This is a genomic window from Chitinivorax sp. PXF-14 (assembly GCF_040812015.1).
GTDB lineage: Bacteria > Pseudomonadota > Gammaproteobacteria > Burkholderiales > SCOH01 > JBFNXJ01.
Window position 1 is genome coordinate 266290 of sequence record NZ_JBFNXJ010000003.1, and the last position, 17613, is coordinate 283902.

General features: G+C 68.7%; 20 protein-coding genes. All 20 read left to right on the top strand.

Annotation, left to right across the window (positions count from 1 at the left end; all coding sequences use genetic code 11):
- The 20 genes from ABWL39_RS06180 (at position 1) to ABWL39_RS06275 (ending at position 17608) form a co-directional block, all read left to right on the top strand.
- On the top strand, positions 1–744 hold the full coding sequence (locus ABWL39_RS06180) for a glycosyltransferase family 2 protein (RefSeq protein ID WP_367788149.1): 744 nt from the start codon (positions 1–3) through the stop codon (positions 742–744).
- A complete protein-coding gene (locus ABWL39_RS06185) occupies positions 741–1679 on the top strand; it encodes an acyltransferase (RefSeq protein ID WP_367788151.1) in 939 nt (312 codons plus the stop codon). Before ABWL39_RS06180 ends, ABWL39_RS06185 begins: the two co-directional genes overlap by 4 nt.
- A complete protein-coding gene (gene hutH, locus ABWL39_RS06190; RefSeq protein WP_367788152.1) occupies positions 1666–3216 on the top strand; it encodes a histidine ammonia-lyase in 1551 nt (516 codons plus the stop codon). Before ABWL39_RS06185 ends, hutH begins: the two co-directional genes overlap by 14 nt.
- Positions 3209–3649: an acyl-CoA thioesterase gene (locus tag ABWL39_RS06195; protein ID WP_367788154.1), complete on the top strand. Its 441-nt coding sequence runs from the start codon at positions 3209–3211 to the stop codon at positions 3647–3649. The genes hutH and ABWL39_RS06195 overlap by 8 nt, the downstream gene beginning before the upstream one ends.
- Positions 3646–4263, top strand: a complete 618-nt coding sequence (locus ABWL39_RS06200; protein ID WP_367788156.1) for an outer membrane lipoprotein carrier protein LolA — start codon at positions 3646–3648, stop codon at positions 4261–4263. Before ABWL39_RS06195 ends, ABWL39_RS06200 begins: the two co-directional genes overlap by 4 nt.
- Positions 4256–6679: an MMPL family transporter gene (locus ABWL39_RS06205; RefSeq protein WP_367788158.1), complete on the top strand. Its 2424-nt coding sequence runs from the start codon at positions 4256–4258 to the stop codon at positions 6677–6679. Before ABWL39_RS06200 ends, ABWL39_RS06205 begins: the two co-directional genes overlap by 8 nt.
- Positions 6676–7923: an NAD(P)/FAD-dependent oxidoreductase gene (locus tag ABWL39_RS06210; RefSeq protein ID WP_367788160.1), complete on the top strand. Its 1248-nt coding sequence runs from the start codon at positions 6676–6678 to the stop codon at positions 7921–7923. The genes ABWL39_RS06205 and ABWL39_RS06210 overlap by 4 nt, the downstream gene beginning before the upstream one ends.
- The gene (locus ABWL39_RS06215; RefSeq protein WP_367788162.1) at positions 7923–8462 is read left to right on the top strand and encodes a DUF3261 domain-containing protein; all 540 of its coding nucleotides are present in this window, start codon (positions 7923–7925) and stop codon (positions 8460–8462) included. The genes ABWL39_RS06210 and ABWL39_RS06215 overlap by 1 nt, the downstream gene beginning before the upstream one ends.
- A gap of 1 nt (position 8463) precedes the next feature.
- Complete coding sequence (locus ABWL39_RS06220; protein WP_367788164.1) at positions 8464–9639, top strand: beta-ketoacyl-ACP synthase; 1176 nt, start codon at positions 8464–8466, stop codon at positions 9637–9639.
- The gene (locus ABWL39_RS06225) at positions 9636–10085 is read left to right on the top strand and encodes a 3-hydroxylacyl-ACP dehydratase (RefSeq protein WP_367788166.1); all 450 of its coding nucleotides are present in this window, start codon (positions 9636–9638) and stop codon (positions 10083–10085) included. Before ABWL39_RS06220 ends, ABWL39_RS06225 begins: the two co-directional genes overlap by 4 nt.
- Entirely contained in the window at positions 10082–10807 is a 726-nt protein-coding gene (gene fabG, locus ABWL39_RS06230; RefSeq protein WP_367788168.1) for a 3-oxoacyl-ACP reductase FabG, read from the top strand. The genes ABWL39_RS06225 and fabG overlap by 4 nt, the downstream gene beginning before the upstream one ends.
- Positions 10804–12030 carry a beta-ketoacyl-ACP synthase gene (locus ABWL39_RS06235; protein WP_367788170.1) on the top strand — a complete coding sequence of 409 codons (1227 nt, stop codon included), beginning with the start codon at positions 10804–10806 and terminating at the stop codon, positions 12028–12030. The genes fabG and ABWL39_RS06235 overlap by 4 nt, the downstream gene beginning before the upstream one ends.
- A gap of 22 nt (positions 12031–12052) precedes the next feature.
- Positions 12053–12643, top strand: coding sequence for a hypothetical protein (locus ABWL39_RS06240; RefSeq protein ID WP_367788172.1), 591 nt, complete (start codon positions 12053–12055; stop codon positions 12641–12643).
- 66 nt (positions 12644–12709) lie between these two features.
- Positions 12710–13240: a hypothetical protein gene (locus ABWL39_RS06245; RefSeq protein ID WP_367788174.1), complete on the top strand. Its 531-nt coding sequence runs from the start codon at positions 12710–12712 to the stop codon at positions 13238–13240.
- A 58-nt stretch (positions 13241–13298) separates the two neighbouring features.
- Entirely contained in the window at positions 13299–13733 is a 435-nt protein-coding gene (locus tag ABWL39_RS06250) for a hypothetical protein (RefSeq protein WP_367788176.1), read from the top strand.
- A complete protein-coding gene (locus ABWL39_RS06255; RefSeq protein WP_367788178.1) occupies positions 13699–14577 on the top strand; it encodes a polysaccharide deacetylase family protein in 879 nt (292 codons plus the stop codon). Before ABWL39_RS06250 ends, ABWL39_RS06255 begins: the two co-directional genes overlap by 35 nt.
- The gene (locus ABWL39_RS06260) at positions 14574–15305 is read left to right on the top strand and encodes a 4'-phosphopantetheinyl transferase superfamily protein (protein WP_367788180.1); all 732 of its coding nucleotides are present in this window, start codon (positions 14574–14576) and stop codon (positions 15303–15305) included. The genes ABWL39_RS06255 and ABWL39_RS06260 overlap by 4 nt, the downstream gene beginning before the upstream one ends.
- Before the next feature lie 231 nt (positions 15306–15536).
- Positions 15537–15734: a hypothetical protein gene (locus ABWL39_RS06265; protein WP_367788182.1), complete on the top strand. Its 198-nt coding sequence runs from the start codon at positions 15537–15539 to the stop codon at positions 15732–15734.
- A 67-nt stretch (positions 15735–15801) separates the two neighbouring features.
- Positions 15802–16854, top strand: a complete 1053-nt coding sequence (locus ABWL39_RS06270) for a sensor histidine kinase (protein ID WP_367788184.1) — start codon at positions 15802–15804, stop codon at positions 16852–16854.
- Position 16855: 1 nt separating this feature from the next.
- Positions 16856–17608: a LytR/AlgR family response regulator transcription factor gene (locus tag ABWL39_RS06275; protein WP_367788186.1), complete on the top strand. Its 753-nt coding sequence runs from the start codon at positions 16856–16858 to the stop codon at positions 17606–17608.
- Positions 17609–17613: the final 5 nt, after the last annotated feature.

A 17613-nucleotide genomic window follows, 5' to 3' on the forward strand; every position in this document is an offset into this window, starting at 1 on the left:
ATGTTCCAGGCCTGTGTCGTGATTCCCGTCTACAACCACGAGCACGCGATCGACGCCGTGGTCGAGGGCGCGCTCGACAGCGGCCTGCACTGCGTGCTCGTCGACGACGGCTCGTCGCCGCCCTGCGCGCAGGCGCTGGTGCGCCTCGCGGCGGCGCATGCAGAGCGGGTGTCGCTGGTGGTGCACGCGGCCAACCGGGGCAAGGGTCACGCGGTGCTGAGCGGTCTGGCCCACGCGGCCAGGCTGGGCTACAGCCATGCCGTGCAGATCGACGCCGACGGCCAGCACAAGGTGGCCGACATCGGCCGCTTCGTCGAGCATGCGCGCGCCGAGCCGCGGGCGATGATCGTCGGCCAGCCGCAATACGACGAGTCAGTGCCCAAGGGTCGTCTCTATTCGCGCTACCTGACCCACGTATGGGTGTGGATCAACACGCTGAGCCTCGACATCCACGATTCGATGTGCGGCTTCCGCGTCTACCCGATCGCGCCGGTGCTGGCACTGGCGCAGCGCGTGAAGCTCGGCAGCCGCATGGATTTCGATACCGAGGTGCTGGTGCGGCTGCACTGGTCCGGCATGAAGATGGTCAACCTGCTGACGCCGGTGCGCTACCCGGTCGACGGCGTCTCGCATTTCCGCATGGTGATGGACAATGTGCTGATCTCGCGCATGCACACGGTGCTGTTCTTCGGCATGCTGGCGCGCCTGCCGCAGCTGCTGTGGCGCCGCTGGAGGCCCGCATGAGCGCCGACCGCCGCCACTGGGCGCAAATCAACGAGGTCAGCTTCGTCGCCGGGATGAAGTTCCTGTTCCTGGTGTTCCGCTGGTTCGGCCGCTGGCCGTTCCGTTTCCTGCTTTACCCGGTCGTGCTGTTCTACGTGCTGCGCAACCCGCGCGCGCGCGCCGCATCGCGTGCTTATCTCGATCACGTGTTGCCGGGCCGGGCCGGCACCTGGCTCATGGTGCGGCACTTCATCGCCTTCGCCGAGGCGCTGCTCGACAAGCTGCGCGTGTGGAGCGGCAAGCTCGACGTGGGCCAGGTGACACGCCACAACCAGCAGCATTTCGCCGACCAGCAGGCACAGGGACGCGGCGGCCTGATCATCACCGGCCACCTCGGCAACGTCGAGCTCTGCCGCGCGCTGTCGAAAACGCGCCAGGGGCTGAAACTCACCATCCTCGTCCACACCAAGCATGCGCAGGCCTTCAACAAGCTGCTGGCCGAGCTCAACCCGGAAAGCATGCTGAACCTGTGGCAGGTGACCGACATGTCGCCCGACGTGGCGATCCGCCTGGCGGAGAAGGTCAACGCCGGCGAATTCGTGGTGATCGCGGGCGACCGCGTGCCGGTGTCGCCGAATCCTCGCGTCGCCTGGGCCGATTTCCTCGGCGAGCGGGCGGCCTTCCCGGTCGGCCCCTATGTGCTGGCGAGCCTGCTGCAATGCCCGACCTACCTGCTGTTCTGCCTGCAGCGCGACGGCGGCTATCACGTCTATTACGAGCTGTTCCGCGAGCAGATCAAGCTGCCGCGCCGCGAGCGCGATGCCGCATTCGCCGAGCTGGCGGCCGATTACGCCGCGCGGCTTGCCCACTACTGCCGGCTGGCGCCGCTGCAGTGGTTCAATTTCTACGATTTCTGGGCACCGCCCCAGGCGGTAACACACGATGCACCCAACTGAACCGAATACGCGTCGCCGCGTGGTTTTCGACCGCGCACGGCTGAGCATCGCCGACATCGCAGACATCGCGCATGGCCGCGCCACGGCCGAGCTGTCGAGCGACCCGGCATTCCGCGCCTTCATCCAGCGCGGTGCCGACTTCCTCGACCGCCTGCTGGCCGAGGACGGCGTGATCTACGGCGTGACCACCGGCTACGGCGACTCGTGCACGGTCACCGTGCCGGCCGAGCTCGTCGCCGAGCTGCCGCACCATCTCTACACCTACCACGGCTGCGGCCTTGGCGCCTGGCTCACGCCCGCGCAGACGCGCGCGGTGCTGGCGACACGGCTCGCCTCGCTGTCGCGCGGCTACTCGGGCGTCAGCGTGCGCCTGCTGGAACAGCTCGCGGCGCTGCTCGCGCACGACATCCTGCCGCTGATCCCGGCCGAGGGCTCGGTCGGCGCGAGCGGCGACCTGACGCCGCTGTCCTATGTCGCCGCCGCGCTGTGCGGCGAGCGCGAGGTAATCTACCGCGGCGAGCGCATGGCCGCCGCGCAGGCCCAGGCCCAGGCCGGGATCGAGCCGATCCGCCTGCGCCCGAAAGAGGGCCTGGCGATCATGAACGGTACGGCGGCGATGACCGCGCTGGCCTGCCTCGCCTTCGAGCGCGCCGACTACCTGGCCCGGCTCGCCACGCGCATCACGGCGCTCGCCAGCATCGCGCTGGACGGCAATGCCCATCATTTCGACGAAACGCTGTTCTCGGTCAAGCCGCACGCCGGGCAGCAGCTCGTGGCCGCGCGCATCCGCGCCGACCTGGCGTCGGATACGCCCGAACGCAACGAACGCCGCCTGCAGGACCGCTACTCGATCCGCTGCGCGCCACACGTGATCGGCGTGCTGCAGGATGCGCTGCCGTGGCTCGGGCAATGGATCGAGAACGAGCTCAACAGCGCCAACGACAACCCGATCATCGACGGCGAGAACGAGCACGTGCTGCACGGCGGCCATTTCTACGGCGGCCACATCGCCTTCGCCATGGATTCGCTGAAGCAGGCCGTGGCCAACGTCGCCGACCTGCTCGACCGGCAGATGGCGCTGCTCGTCGACACCAAGTTCAACCACGGGCTGCCCGCCAACCTGTCCGGCGCGCAGGGCCCGCGCGCGGCCATCAACCACGGCCTGAAGGCGCTGCAGATCAGCGTCTCGGCGTGGACGGCCGAGGCGCTCAAGCTGACCATGCCGGCCTCGGTATTCTCGCGCTCGACCGAGTGCCACAACCAGGACAAGGTCAGCATGGGCACCATCGCCGCGCGCGATTGCCTGCGCGTGCTCGAGCTCGCCGAACAGGTCACGGCCGGCCTCTTGATCACCGTGCGCCAGGGCATCTGGCTGCGCCAGCAGCAGACCGCGCTCGCGCTGACTCCGGCGCTGGCGCAACAGCTCGACGCGCTGGCCGGCAGCGTGCACCCGATCACGGAAGACCGCGCGCTCGACGGCGAGCTGCGCCAGCTGCTCGAACAGATCCGCAGCCAACACTGGAGCGTATATGCCTGATGCCATCAACCCGCCGGCCAACCCGCGCGTGGCCGAAGTCGAGCTGCAGGTGCAGTTCTTCGACCTCGACCCGATGGAGATCGTGTGGCACGGCAACTACGTCAAATACCTCGAAATCGCGCGCTGCGCGCTGCTCGACCAGATCGACTACAACTACCCGCAGATGCGCGCCTCGGGCTATGCCTGGCCGGTGATCGACCTGCACCTGCGCTATGTGAAGCCGGCCACCTTCGGCCAGCTGATCCGCGTGCGTGCCGAGCTGGTGGAGTGGGAAAACCGCATGAAGATCGCCTACCTGATCAGCGACGTGGCGAGCGGCCGCCGGCTGACCAAGGGCACGACGGTACAGGTGGCGGTCGAGATCACGACGCAGGAGATGTGCTTCGTCTCGCCCGCGATCCTGTTCGAGAAACTCGGGCTGCAGCCGGTATGACGCGCCGCGTACTGTATCCGCTGTGGCTCACGGCATCGCTGCTCGCCATGCCGGCGGCCCGCGCGGCGGGCGACATCGACAAGATCCAGCCGCTGCTGGCCAGGCCCGACGTGGTGTGCGGCCAGTTCCAGCAGGCCAAAACGCTGCTCGGCCTGAAAAACCCGGTCAAATCGAGCGGGCGTTTCTGCGTGGTGCCCGGCAAGGGCGTGCTGTGGCGCACCGTGCGACCTTTCCCATCGGAGCTCAGGCTCGCGCGTGACGAGATCGTCGAATCGCAGGGCGGGCAGGTGGTGAAGCGGCTGTCGGCGCAGCAGGAGCCGGCGATCCGCATGATCAACGGCCTGTTGTTCTCGCTGCTTGCGGGCGACCTGCGCCAGCTCGATGCCCTGTTCGAGCTCAAGGCCAGCACCAGCGGCCGCGACTGGCAGGCGCAGCTGGCCCCGCGCGACGCCAACCTGAAGCGTGTGATCGCCGCCATCTCGCTGAGCGGCGCCGACACGGTCAGGCGCGTCGCCATTGTCGAGACGAGCGGCGACCGCACCGACATCGATTTCAGCGCAACCAGCCAGGGGCGCGCCGCGTTCCAGGGCGACGAGGCGAAACAGTTTGACTAGCCCGCAAGCGCTGCCCGACACCCTGACCACGCAAGGCCATGCCGTCTGGCGCCGGCTCGCCTGGGCCTGGCTGCTGGTGGTGCTCGCGGTGTCGCTGCACAACGGCTGGGTGTGGCTGATCGAGAAGCGCGCGCCCGAGACCGACATCCTGGCGCTGCTGCCGGCCGAGGAACGCGACCCGCTGGTAGGCCAGGCCATCGCCAAGGTAGCCGATGCCGCACAGCAGCACCTCGTGGTGCTCGTCGGCCACCGCGACTGGGGCCGGGCACGCGCGGCGGCGGCGGCCTACCGTCGCGAGCTCGATGCGGCACCGCAGTGGTTCAAGCCCGCCACGGCGCTGGGCGCCGAACAACAGCAGGCGCTGGCAGGCTGGTGGGCGCACCGCGGCGCACTGCTGAGCCAGGCCGACCGCCAGGCGCTGCAGACGCAGAGTGCCGCCCAGTGGGCGCAAGGTGCGCTGCGCAATCTGGCGAGCCCGCTCGGCGCCGCCAAGCTCGGCGCCTGGCAGGACGATCCCTTCGCCCTGTTCGGCCACTGGCTTGCCGAGCGCGCGGCCGAAACCCCGGTGCGCCAGCTCGATGGCCAGCTGCGCGTCGACGATGGCGAGCTGCACTATGTGCTGCTGCCCGTCACGCTGACCGACAAGGCCTTCTCCTTCCGCACCCAGCAGGCGGTGCTGCCGGTGCTCGACGCCGCGCGCCAGGCCGCTCTCAAGGCTGTGCCGGACAGCCGTCTGATTGCCGCCGGCGTGGTGCTCCACGCGGCGCACGCCTCGGCCCAGGCCAATGACGAAATCTCGACGATAGGCTGGGGCTCGCTGGCCGGCATCGTCCTGCTGATGTGGCTCAGTTTCCGCTCGCTGTGGCCGATTTCGCTCGTGCTGCTATCGCTCGCGGTCGGTACGCTCGGCGCGCTGTCGGTCAGCCTGCTGCTGTTTCCACACCTGCACCTGATCACGCTGGTGTTCGGCGCCAGCCTGGTCGGCGTAGCCGAGGACTACGGCATCCACTACCTGGCCACGCGGCTCGGCGACCGCCGCGACAACATCGCGGTGATGCGGGCGCTGCTGCCGGGGCTCGCGCTGGCGATGCTGACCACCGTCGTCGCCTATTTCGGCCTGGCGCTCACGCCCTTCCCCGGCCTACGGCAGATGGCGGTGTTCTCGGGCGTCGGCCTGGTGTTCGCCTGGCTCACGGTCGCGCTATGGTTTCCCTGGCTCGATCGCCGCCATGCCCACGAATCGGCCTTTGCCCGCCGGCTCGGCGCCACGCGCCAGTACTGGCCGCGCCTGCGGCGGAACCGCGCCACCGTGCTGCTCGGCCTGGGCGCCGCCGTTGCGCTGGCGATCGGCATCTCGCGCCTGTCCAGCAACGACGACATCCGCCTGCTGCAGAACTCGCCGCCCGAGCTGCTGACAGCGCAGCTGGAGGTCGGCCGCATCCTGCGCGCGCCGGCGCCGGCGCAGTTCTACCTGCTGCGCGCGGACAGCGAACAGGCGCTCCTGCAGCGCGAAGAACGGTTGCGCCAGCGGCTCGACACGCTGGTCGGCCAGCACAAGCTCGGCGGCTACCAGGCCGTGTCGGAATGGGTGCCCTCGCACCAGCGCCAGCAGCAAGACCAGGCGCTGCTCGCAGCCCGGCTGTATGCATCGTCTGGCGCGCTCGACAGCCTGGCCGCTGCGCTCGACGAAGGGCCGGACTGGGCACGGGCCACGCGCGCGCGCCTCGCAGCCCCGGCCACCCCGCTGGCAGTCGAACAATGGCTGGCCAGCCCGCTGTCCGAGCCTTACCGGCACCTGTGGCTGGGCCAGATCGGCGGCAAGTGGGCCAGCATCGTCGCGCTCAGCGGCGTCGATCACCGCAATCTGGCGCCGCTCGCGGCACAGGCGCAGGGGCTCGATGGCGTGAGCTGGGTCGACAAGGTCGGCGAGGTGTCGTCGGTGATGGGCCGCTACCGCGTGATGATGGGCTGGGTCGTGCTGGCGAGCTATGTGGCGGTGTGGCTGCTGCTGTGGCCGCGCTACCGCCGCCATACCTGGCGCGTGCTGGCGCCGACCGCGTTCGCCAGCCTGCTGACGCTCGCCGTGTTCGGCTGGCTCGGCCAGCCCCTGCAGCTATTCCACCTGCTGGCATTGCTGTTGATCCTCGGCATGGGCGAGGATTACGGCATCTTCCTGCAGGAACACCCGGAACGGCACGACCGCCATGCCTGGCTCGCCGTCTGCCTGTCCGCCGCCAGCACGCTGCTGAGCTTCGGCCTGCTGGGCCTGAGCGAGACCCCGGCGCTCAGGGCCTTCGGCCTGACCATGCTGATCGGCATTGCCACCGTGTGGCTGGTCGCCCCCTGCTTCGGCATCGAGACCGGCGCCGCCGCACCCGACTCTGAACGACAACCATCAAGAGACACACCGACATGACTCAACGCCTCGAACACTGCGACATCCTGATCATCGGCGCCGGCCCGGCCGGCTCGGTGGCGGCCGGCATCCTGCGCAAGCAGGGGCGCCAGGTGCTGGTACTGGAAAAGGAACAGTTCCCGCGCTTCTCGATCGGTGAGAGCCTGCTGCCGCAAAGCATGGCTTACCTCGACGAGGCCGGCATGCTGCAGGCGGTGGTCGAGGCCGGCTTCCAGTACAAGAACGGCGCCGCCTTCGTGCGCGGCGAGCGTTACACCGAGTTCGATTTCCGCGACAAGCACTCGCAGGGCTGGGGCACGACCTACCAGGTGCAACGCGCCCGCTTCGACCAGGTGCTGGCCCGCGAGGCCGAGCGCATGGGCGCCGAGCTGCGTTTCCGCCACGAGGTGCTGGCGGTCGATGTGTCGGGCGAGCGCCCGCAGGTGACCGCACGCTCGGCAGGGGGCGAGGAATACCGCATCGACGCCGGCTTCCTGCTCGATGCCAGCGGCTTCGCGCGCATCCTGCCACGCCTGCTCGACCTCGAAGCACCGTCGACCTTCCCCGCGCGCGGCGCGATCTTCACCCATATCGAGGACCGCATCCCGCCGGCCGGCCTCGACGGCGTGCGCTTCGACCGCAACAAGATCCGCATCACCACGCACCCCGATCATGTCGACGTGTGGTACTGGCTGATCCCGTTCGCCGACGGCCGCTGCTCGATCGGCGTGGTGGCGAAGCAGGAATTCCTCGCGCAATACCAGGGCAGCGACACCGAGCGGCTGCAGGCGCTGGTGTTCGAAGACCCGGCCTCGCGCGAGCTCTTGAAAAACGCGCAGTGGGACACGCCCGCGCGTCAGATCGTCGGCTACTCGTCCAACGTCAAATCGCTGGCCGGCAAGGGCTACGCGCTGCTCGGCAATGCCGGCGAGTTTCTCGACCCGGTGTTCTCGAGCGGCGTCACCATCGCCTTCAAGTCGGCCAGCCTGGCCTGCGCCTGCCTCGCGCGCGAACACGCCGGCGAGACGGTGGACTGGCAGCAGGACTTCGCCCAGCCGTTGAAGAAAGGCGTCGACACCTTCCGCGCCTTCGTCGAATCGTGGTACGCCGGCGGTTTCCAGCAGATCATCTTCTTCGAGAACGCCCAGCCCGACATCCGCCGCCGCATCTGCGCGATTCTCGCCGGCTACGCCTGGGACGACAGCAACGCCTATGTGCGCGAGACCAAGCGCCGCCTGGCGACGCTCGAGGAACTGTGCGCCTGATGTGGTTCACGCGCGCCCTCCCCGCCGCCTGTCTGCTGGCCGCCTGCGCGCAGCCGCCCGAGGCGCCGCGCTGGACGCTCGCGCTACCGCCAGCCAGTTTCGGCCAGGCGCTGAGCCTGCAGCAGCGCGTGACGGTGGAGCGCGAGGGCCGCAGCGACTCACTCGACGCGGTGCTCGACATCGCGCCCGAGCAGCTCACGCTGGTCGGCCTGGCGCTGGGCCAGCGCGTGCTGACGCTCAGCTACGACGGCAGCAAGCTCAGCGAGACACGCCACCCGCTGCTGCCGGACAATGTGCGCGGCGCCGACATCCTGTCCGATGTCGAGCTGGCGCTGTGGCCGGCCGGGGCGATCCGCGCCGCGCTGCCGGCGGGCTGGTCGCTCGACGACAGCGAGGCCGGGCGCGTGCTGCGCCACGGCAGCCGCACCGTCGCCAGCATCCGCTACACTGCCAGCCCGCGCTGGCAGGGCCGTATCGAACTGAACAACCAGCAATATGGATACCGGCTGACGATCCTGTCGCAGCCCAACGACCCCTGATATGTACTACCTGAACCAACTCAGCCTCGTCTGCCCGCTCGGCGCCACGCCCGATGCCGTCGCGGCGCGCCTGTTCGCCGGCGACAGCGGCCTCGTGTGCCGCGACAGCTATTCGCCGGGACGGCCGCTGCCGATCGGCGCCGTCGACGACGCCCTGCCGGCGCTCGACGGCTGGCCACGGCCGCTGCAGAGCCGCAACAACCGGCTCACGCTGGCTGCCGCGCTGCCGCTGGCGCCGGCAGTCGAGGCGGTGATCGCGCGCCATGGCAGCGAGCGTGTCGCGGTGGTGATCGGCACCAGCACCTCGGGCATCGCCGAGGGCGAGGCCGCGATGCAGCATCATGCCCGGCACGGCACGCTGCCCGAGCGCTTCCATTACGGCCAGCAGGAGCTCATGTCGCCGGCGGCCTTCCTCGCCCGCCATTTCGGCGCGCGCGGCCCGGCGCTGGCCCATTCGGCTGCCTGCGCATCGAGCGCCAAGGCCATGGCCGCCGCGGCGCGCCTGCTCAAGCTCGGCGTGGCCGACGCGGTGATCACGGGCGGCGTCGATTCGCTGTGCGCCTTCACGATTGCCGGCTTCTGCGCGCTCGACTCGGTCAGCAGCCAGCGCTGCACCCCCCTGTCGGCCAGGCGCGCGGGCATCAATATCGGCGAGGCGGCCGCGTTGTTCGTGATGAGCCGCGAGCCCGCCCGCGTGGCGCTGACCGGCTGGGGCGAGTCGTCCGATGGCTACCACATGTCGGCGCCGGACCCGAGCGGTAACGGCGCCCGCATCGCGATCGAGCAGGCGCTGGCACGCGCCGGCCTCAGCGCGGCCGACATCGATTACATCAATCTGCACGGCACCGCCACGCGCCACAACGACGCGATGGAAAGCACCGTGCTGCACGCGCTGTTCGGCGACCGCGTCGCGGTCAGCTCGACCAAGCCGCTCGTCGGCCACACACTGGGCGCGGCGGGCGCCATCGAGGCCGCCTTCTGCTGGCTGGCGATGCAGACCGACGACGGCCGGCTGCCACCGCATCTGTGGGATGGCGAGGCCGATGCCGAGCTGCCACGGCTCAACATCGCCGGCATCGGCGCGCGGCTTGGCCGGCCGATCCGCCACGCGCTGTCGAACTCGTTCGCGTTCGGCGGTGCCAACGCGGCGCTCGTGTTCAGCCGGAGCGACGCATGAGCCTGCCCGACATCCGCAAACTGGTGCCGCACAGCGGCCGCATGATGCTGCTCGAACGCCTGCTGGCCGTCGAGCCCGATGGCCTCACGGCCGAGGTGGCGATCCGCGACGACAGCATGTTCGCCTCGGCCAGCGGTGTCGGCGCCTGGGTCGGCATCGAATACATGGCGCAGGCGGTGGCCGCGCTGGCGGGCTTCGAGGCCTGGCAGCGCGGCGAGCCGGTCAAGTTAGGCTTTCTGCTCGGCACGCGCCGCTACACCTGCAACCAGCCCGAATTCGCGTTGGGCAGCACCTTGCGCGTCAAGGTCACGCGCGAGCTGCAGGGTGAGAATGGCCTCGCCTCGTTTGCCTGCCGCATCGACGGCGACGGCATCGAGGCCGAGGCGACGTTGACGGTATTCCAGCCGGACAACGCCAAAGAATTTTTACGAGGTAACGAAGTATGAGCAATACCGTCCTGGTCACCGGCTCGAGCCGGGGCATCGGCAAGGCGATCGCGCTGCGTCTGGCGCGCGACGGCTACGATGTGGTGATCCATTGCAAGAGCCGGCGCGACGAAGCGCTCGCCGTACAGGCCGAGGTCGAAGCGCTGGGCCGCGCCTGCCGCGTGCTGCAGTTCGACGTGTGCGACCGCGAGGCCGCGAGCCACGCGTTGCTCACCGACATCGAGCAGCATGGCTGCTACTACGGCGTGGTGTGCAATGCCGGCATCGCCCGCGACAACGCCTTCCCGGCCATGTCGGGCGAGGATTGGGATGTGGTGATCGAGACCAATCTCGACGGCTTCTTCAATGTGCTGAACCCGCTCACCATGCCGCTGGTGCGCCGCCGCAAGCCGGGCCGCATCGTCACGCTGTCGTCGGTATCGGGCGTGCTCGGCAACCGCGGCCAGGTCAACTACAGCGCGGCCAAGGCCGGCATCATCGGCGCCAGCAAGGCGCTGGCGCTGGAGCTCGCGAAACGCGAGATCACCGTCAACTGCGTGGCGCCGGGCCTGATCGACACCGACATGGTGCACGACGCGCCGCTCGACGAGATCGTCAAGCACATCCCGGCGCGCCGCGTCGGCCGGCCGGACGAGGTGGCGGCCACGGTGAGCTTCCTGCTGTCGCCGGAGGCGGCCTACATCACGCGCCAGGTGATCTCGGTGGACGGGGGGCTGTCATGAGCCGCCGCGTCGTCGTCACCGGCATGGCCGGCATCAGCCCGCTCGGCAACGACTGGTCGGCCGTGCACGACAAGTTGAAGAGCTACACCAACGCCATCGTGCCGATGGCCGACTGGGCGCAGTACGAAGGCCTCAACACCCAGTTGGGCTCGGTCGCCGCGCCGTTCGCGCTGCCCACCCACTACAACCGCAAGACCACGCGCTCGATGGGCCGCGTCGCGCTGATGGCCACGCGCGCCACCGAGCTCGCGCTCGACGACGCGGGCCTGCTCGGCGACCCGCTGGTCAGGAGCGGCCGCATGGGCATCGCCTACGGCTCGTCGTCCGGCACGCCGGCGTCGATGGGCGATTTCGGGCGCATGATCAATTTCAGGAAGACCGACGGCATCAACGCCACCACCTACATCAAGATGATGAGCCACACGGCGGCGGTGAACATCGGCGTGTTCTTCGGCATGACCGGCCGCGTGATCACCACTTCGAGCGCCTGCACCTCGGGCAGCCAGGGCATCGGCTACGCCTACGAGGCCATCAAGTCGGGCCGGCAGACGGCCATGGTGGCGGGCGGGGCAGAGGAGCTCGACGCCACCGAGGCCGCCGTGTTCGACACGCTGTTCGCCACCAGCCTGAAGAACGACACGCCGACGCTGACGCCGCGCCCCTTCGACGCCGCGCGCGACGGCCTGGTGCTCGGCGAGGGCGCCGGCACGCTGATCCTCGAGGACTACGAGCACGCCCGCGCACGCGGCGCGCGCATCCATGCCGAGATCGTCGGCTATGCCACCAATTGCGACGGCACCCACGTCACCCACCCCAACCCCGAGACCATGCAGATCGCCATGCGCCTCGCGCTCGACGACGCCGGCCTGCCGCCTGCCGCGATCGGCTACGTCAACGCCCACGGCACCGCGACCGAACAGGGCGACATGGCCGAAAGCGAGGCCACGCACGCGGTATTCGGCAGCCGCATGCCGATCAGCACGCTGAAGAGCTATATGGGCCACACGCTGGGCGCCTGCGGCGCACTCGAAGCCTGGATGTCGATCGAGATGATGCGTGCCGGCTGGTTCGCGCCGACGATCAACCTCGACACACCGGACCCGCGCTGCGCACCGCTCGACTACCTGATGCACGAAGGTCGTCTGCTCGATTGCGACTACATCATGAGCAACAACTTCGCCTTTGGCGGCATCAATACCTCGCTGATTTTCAAGAAGTGCTAATTCCAAAAACCAGGAGAAATCAATGAAAAAGCTGTATGTGCTGGGACTTGCCAGCGCGCTGGCCGCCGCCGGCTGCGCCACCCATGTCAACAAGCCGGAGACGACGGAGAACCCGGCACCGGCGGTCAGGTTCAACGAGTATTCGAAGTTCGAGCTCAAGCCGATCAATGAAGGCCGGGGCTGCGAGAAGCAGCACGGCGGCGACAAGCTCCTCGACTCGGTCAACGAGCGGCTGCAGAAACAGCTCGGCAAGACGCTCGACAGCTGGGAGCAGTCCGCCGAGGCGAAACGCGCCAAGCGCGGCACGCTGGTGATCGAGCCGGTGTGCTCGGACGCCAAGCTGGTCGGCACCACCGCGCGCATCTTCCTCGGCCCGATGATGGGCAGCTCGGCCGTCGTGCTGTCGGTGCGCTACACCGAGGCCAGGAGCGGCAAGCTGATCGCCGAGCCGGTGTTCTACCAGCGCACGGCGGCCATGAGCGGCGGTTTCACCTTCGGCGCGATGGACAAGAACATGCTGAGCCGCATCGTCACGCTGATCTCCGACTACACCGTCAACAACTATGCCGACCTCGTCGGCGGCCGTACCGGTGTCGAGAAGGAAGGCGGCTAAGCCAGACGGGACGGGCTGTTAGCGCGGCCCGCCCCTCTTTTTCCGCCAACCGCCAGAGAGCACACAATGAAAAAAATCCTCGCCATCGGCCTGTCTGCCCTGCTGCTCGCCGCGTGCAGCACGGTCACCAAGATCGACAAATCCTATTACACCCACGTCGGCTTCTGGCATGAAGACAATGTCAGCAAGTCCGGCAACTACCGGCGCGGCGAGTTCGTGCCGGTCAACACCCAGGTCAGGCTGATCGAGGTCGCCGACAGCAAGAAGGGCACGAGCTTCACGCTCGAACTGCCGGAACACACCAAACCGGTCACCGTCGAAACGCGCCGCGAATACACCAAGGGCCCGGCCGAAGACATCCAGGCCAAACTGTTCGGCGACAAGCCGGTGGCGCTCTCCCCGGCCTACGCGAACGACATCAAGGCCGGCCGCATCGTGGTCGGCATGAGCAAGGCCGACGTGCTGGCGGCGATCGGCTATCCGCCCGAGCACAAGACGCCATCGCTGGACGACGAGCAGTGGACCTTCTGGATCAGCCGTTTCGACAAGCAGCTCATCGTATTCGACAAGGGCCGCGTCAAGCAGATCATCGACTGACACGGCACGCGTCGCTCACCGGCCTCAGGGCCAATCCGTCAACACAAGAAGAAACAATATGAAAAAAATCGTTCTCGCCTCACTGACCATCGCAATCCTCGCCGGTTGCGCCGCCAACACCCAGATCTCCGCCGTGCAGCCGGGCACCAAGGTCCAGATCAAGACCAGCACCAAGGACGAGACGCCGCGCAGCGAAAGCTACGCCACCACGAGCTTTGGCAACTACGAGTTCCAGGTCTCGGCCGATGGCACGGACCCGTTCTACGGCGTGCTGCCGCTCAAGTTCAATGGCGGCTACCTGACGCTCGACATCCTGCTCTTTGCGCCCGCTGCATTCTTCAACCTGCGTGAAGTATTCCCGTACTACGAATTCGACCAGGCGCGCGGCCTGATCAAGTACAAGCGCCAGGAAGCGGACAGCTGGATGGAATACCAGCCGACGCCGGAAGAAGCCGCCCGTGCCAAGCGTTTCTTCGAACAGAAGCAACCCTAAGCGCGGCCAGCCTGCCAGGCTGACAGGCTGGCTTGCCGGCCTGTCGCTGGTCGCCAGCGTGCTGCTGGCCGGCTGCCAGAGCCCCCCCGCCAGCCCGCCACAGACGCCGCTGGCGGGGGTGTTCCGCTTCGCGCTGACGTTTGACGATGGGCCGAGCACTCGCCCCGACTACAACCCGACACTCGACATCCTCGACCTGCTGGCGCGCAACGACGTGCAGCCCGGCATCAAGGCGGCATTCTTCGTACAGACGCGCAATGCCAACGGCGGCGGCAGTGAAGCCGGCCAGGCGATCATGCGCCGCATGCAGGCAGACGGCCATGTGCTCGGCCTGCACAGCGGCGACCCGCGCGGCCACGTGGGCCACCTGCGGCTCACGCCGGATGCGCTGCGGCAGACGCTCGACGACGGCAAGGCCGATATCGAGTCGATCACCGGCCGGCCAACCGAGCTGGTGCGCCCGCCCTATTTCGCCTATTCGCCCGAGACCTTCGCCATCTACCGCGCGGCCGGGCTCAGGATGATGCTGACCGATGTCAGCGCCAACGACGGCGTGATCCACGTGTTCAACATCAGCTTCCGCCGCCGGAGCCACATGCAGGCCGAGCTGCGGCGCATACGCGAGTTCGCGCAGCGCGGCGAGCTGCCCGCCATCGGCGGCGTGACGCCGATTGTCGTGACCTTTCACGACCCGAACCCGTTCACCGCCGAGCATTTCACCGAATACCTGCACATTCTCACCGACGCCGCGCGCGATGCCGGCCTGCCGCTCGACGCCACACCGTTCTACGACGACACGGCGGCGCTGCGCGCGGCCCTGCTGTTCAAGGCGCGCAGCGAGTGAGGCCGGCACCGACGAAGCCGCATCGCGGCGAGACCGCCACGCTATGGCTGCTGCGGCTCAGCGAGGTCGCGCCCGAGATGGAGCTTGCCGCAGAGCGCCTGCTCGGCCATGCCGAGCGCCAGCGTCATGCCGGCTTCGCGCGTCCGCTGCGGCGCCGGCAATTTGCCCTGGCACGGCTCCTGCTGCGCCTTGCCGCCTCGCAGCTGAGCGGGCTGGCGCCGGCCGACATCAGCTGTACCGCCGAGCCGGGGCGCCCGCCGCGCCTGTCGCTGCCGGCCGCTGCCGCGCCCCCAGGGCTGAGCCTGTCGCACAGCGGCGACTGGGTAGCCTGCGCGCTCGACCTGCAGGCACCGCTGGGACTGGATATCGAGGCCATCGACCGGCAGCGCGACGTGGCCGCGCTGGGCGGCTGGGCGTTCAGCCCCGATGAAGCCGGCTGGCTGTCGCGCCAGCCCGACCCGCACGCCGCCTTCTACCGGCTGTGGACGGGCAAAGAGGCCTGGCTCAAGCTCAGCCACGCGCGCGGCGAGCCCTGCCTGCTTGCGGATACACGATTCGAATTGGACAGCGGCGAGCCCTGCTGCCCGCAGGCCAGCTGGCACACGTTCGAGGCGGCGCCCGGCCTGGCACTCTCGCTGATGGGCGGCAGCGCCACGCCGGCCCTGACACGGCTCGCTGGCGACGATCTGCCACGGCTGCTCGACGCCTGGACGTGGCCAGCGGCCTAAGGGCCTTACCGCTCGCGCACGAGCCGCTGCCGCCGCGGCGGATCATGCCGGTGGCGGCGATGGCCATCCGCACGCACAGGGTATAGCGCGGGCGCGAGATCACACCCAGGCCCAACATTTCGTCACAGCGGGCGGCAATTCGCGGCAGCCAGGCGGCCATCCGTCGCACGCGGCTGCCCAGGCCGGGGCCGCGCCGCTACAGTGGCCGGACCTCTCCGTGCGAGCCACGCCATGCCTGATCCGCGACATATCGAATACGCCAGCCTGCTGCTGGCCCTGCTCATCGGCTGCATGGCGCTGCTGCTGTCCGCCCGCGCGGCGACGGCACTGCACGATGTACTCACCGAGCCCGGCCACATCGCCGGCCAGATCAAGGCGATGGCGCCGCATCTCGACCAGGCGGCAGGCGATGCCCGTTGCGGCAGCTAAGTCCACCCACCGTGCGCACGGCGGACGGTGCGCGTACACTGCCCACACCACGGCTCAGGCGACCTCGATGGCGGCTCACTATCCCTACAGTTTTCGACGATGGCTCGGGCGCGGGCTGCTGATCACGCTCACGGTCAGCACGCTGACTGCGCTCTACCTCAAGCTCACCAGCTGGTCGCCGCTGTGGCGCGTGCTGTTGACCAGCTACATCATCGGCTTCGGCGTGTTTCTCGCGCTGATCGTCAGCTTCTGGGTGTTGCGCCCCAAGCCGCAGCAGGAGCGCTATTTTTACTTCGGCTCGGTGGTGGTCGGCGCGACACTCGGCTTCGTCGTCAACATGCTGGTGCGCTTCACAGCCGGCGAGCTGCACCACCTGCTGTTCGAGGCGCCGCTCGACCTGGTGCTGACCTACGGCCTGATGCTGATGGGCGCGATGGTCGTCGGCAGCATCCTGTGGGCGCGCGACCGGGCCACGCGCATGGAGGCCGCCTTCAATCTCGAACAGGCAAAACGCGCCGAGCAGGAGCGCAACCTGCTGACGGCGCGGCTGCAGATGCTGCAGGCGCAGATCGAGCCGCATTTCCTGTTCAACACGCTCGCCAACGTGATGAGCCTGATCGACCTGGCGCCGGGCCAGGCCAAGATCATGCTCGACCATTTCAACAGCTACCTGCGCGCCTCACTCGACCGCACGCGCGACAGCCACACCACGCTCGGCCAGGAGCTGGAGCAGCTGCAGCATTACCTGGCCATCCTCGGCATCCGCATGGGCAAGCGCCTGCGCTACCAGGTCGAGGCGCCGCCCGAGCTGCTGCAGCAGGCACTGCCGCCGATGCTGCTGCAACCGCTGGTGGAAAACGCCATCGTCCATGGCCTGGAGCCCAAGGTGGACGGCGGCGCCATCACCATTCGCGCGTGGCGCGAACAGGACAGGCTGCATCTGCGCGTCAGCGACGACGGGCTGGGGCTCGGCCACACGCCGCCCGGCAACGGCATCGGCCTCGCCAATGTGCGCAGCCGGCTCGACGGCCTGTATGGCGACGCCGCCCGCCTCAGCATCGCCGAGGCCCCCACGGGCGGCGTGATCGCCGACATCGTGCTGCCGATCGAGGACAACTAGCATGCCCTCCGCACTGATCGCCGACGACGAGCCGCATCTGGCCGCCCACCTGAAGCTGCGGCTGGCCCAGCTGTGGCCGGAACTCGACGTGATCGGCCTCGCCGCCAACGGCCTGGAGGCGCAGGAATGGCTGGCCGCGCGCCAACCCGACGTCGCCTTTCTCGACATCAAGATGCCCGGCCTCTCCGGCCTGCAGGTGGCCCAGGCGGCGCGCTGCCACTGCGTGTTCGTCACCGCCTACAATGAATACGCGGTGCAGGCCTTCGAGCAGCAGGCGCTCGACTACCTGCTCAAGCCCGTCACGGACGAGCGCCTGGCCAAGACCGTGGCCCGCCTGAAGGCAAGCCTGGCACACGCGCCGGCGCCCGACCTTGGCAACCTGCTCGGGCAGCTGCAGCAGGCGCTGCGGGCCCCTGCCGCACCCATTGAGCGGCTCAGCTGGATACGTGCCGGCGTGGGCCAGGAGATCCGCCTGATCGCCGTCGATGACGTGTGCTATTTCCAGGCCAGCGACAAATACACCGCGGTCGTCACCGCCGACGGGGAATACCTGATCCGCACGCCGCTGAAGGAATTGCACGAGCAGCTGGATGCGCAGCAGTTCTGGCAGATCCACCGCTCGACGCTCGTCAACGCGCGGCAGATACGCGACGTCGCGCGCGACTTCACCGGCAAGCTCACGCTGCGACTCAAGGGCCGCGACGACAGGCTCACGGTGAGCCGCGCCTACGCCCACCTGTTCCGGCAGATGTAGCCGGC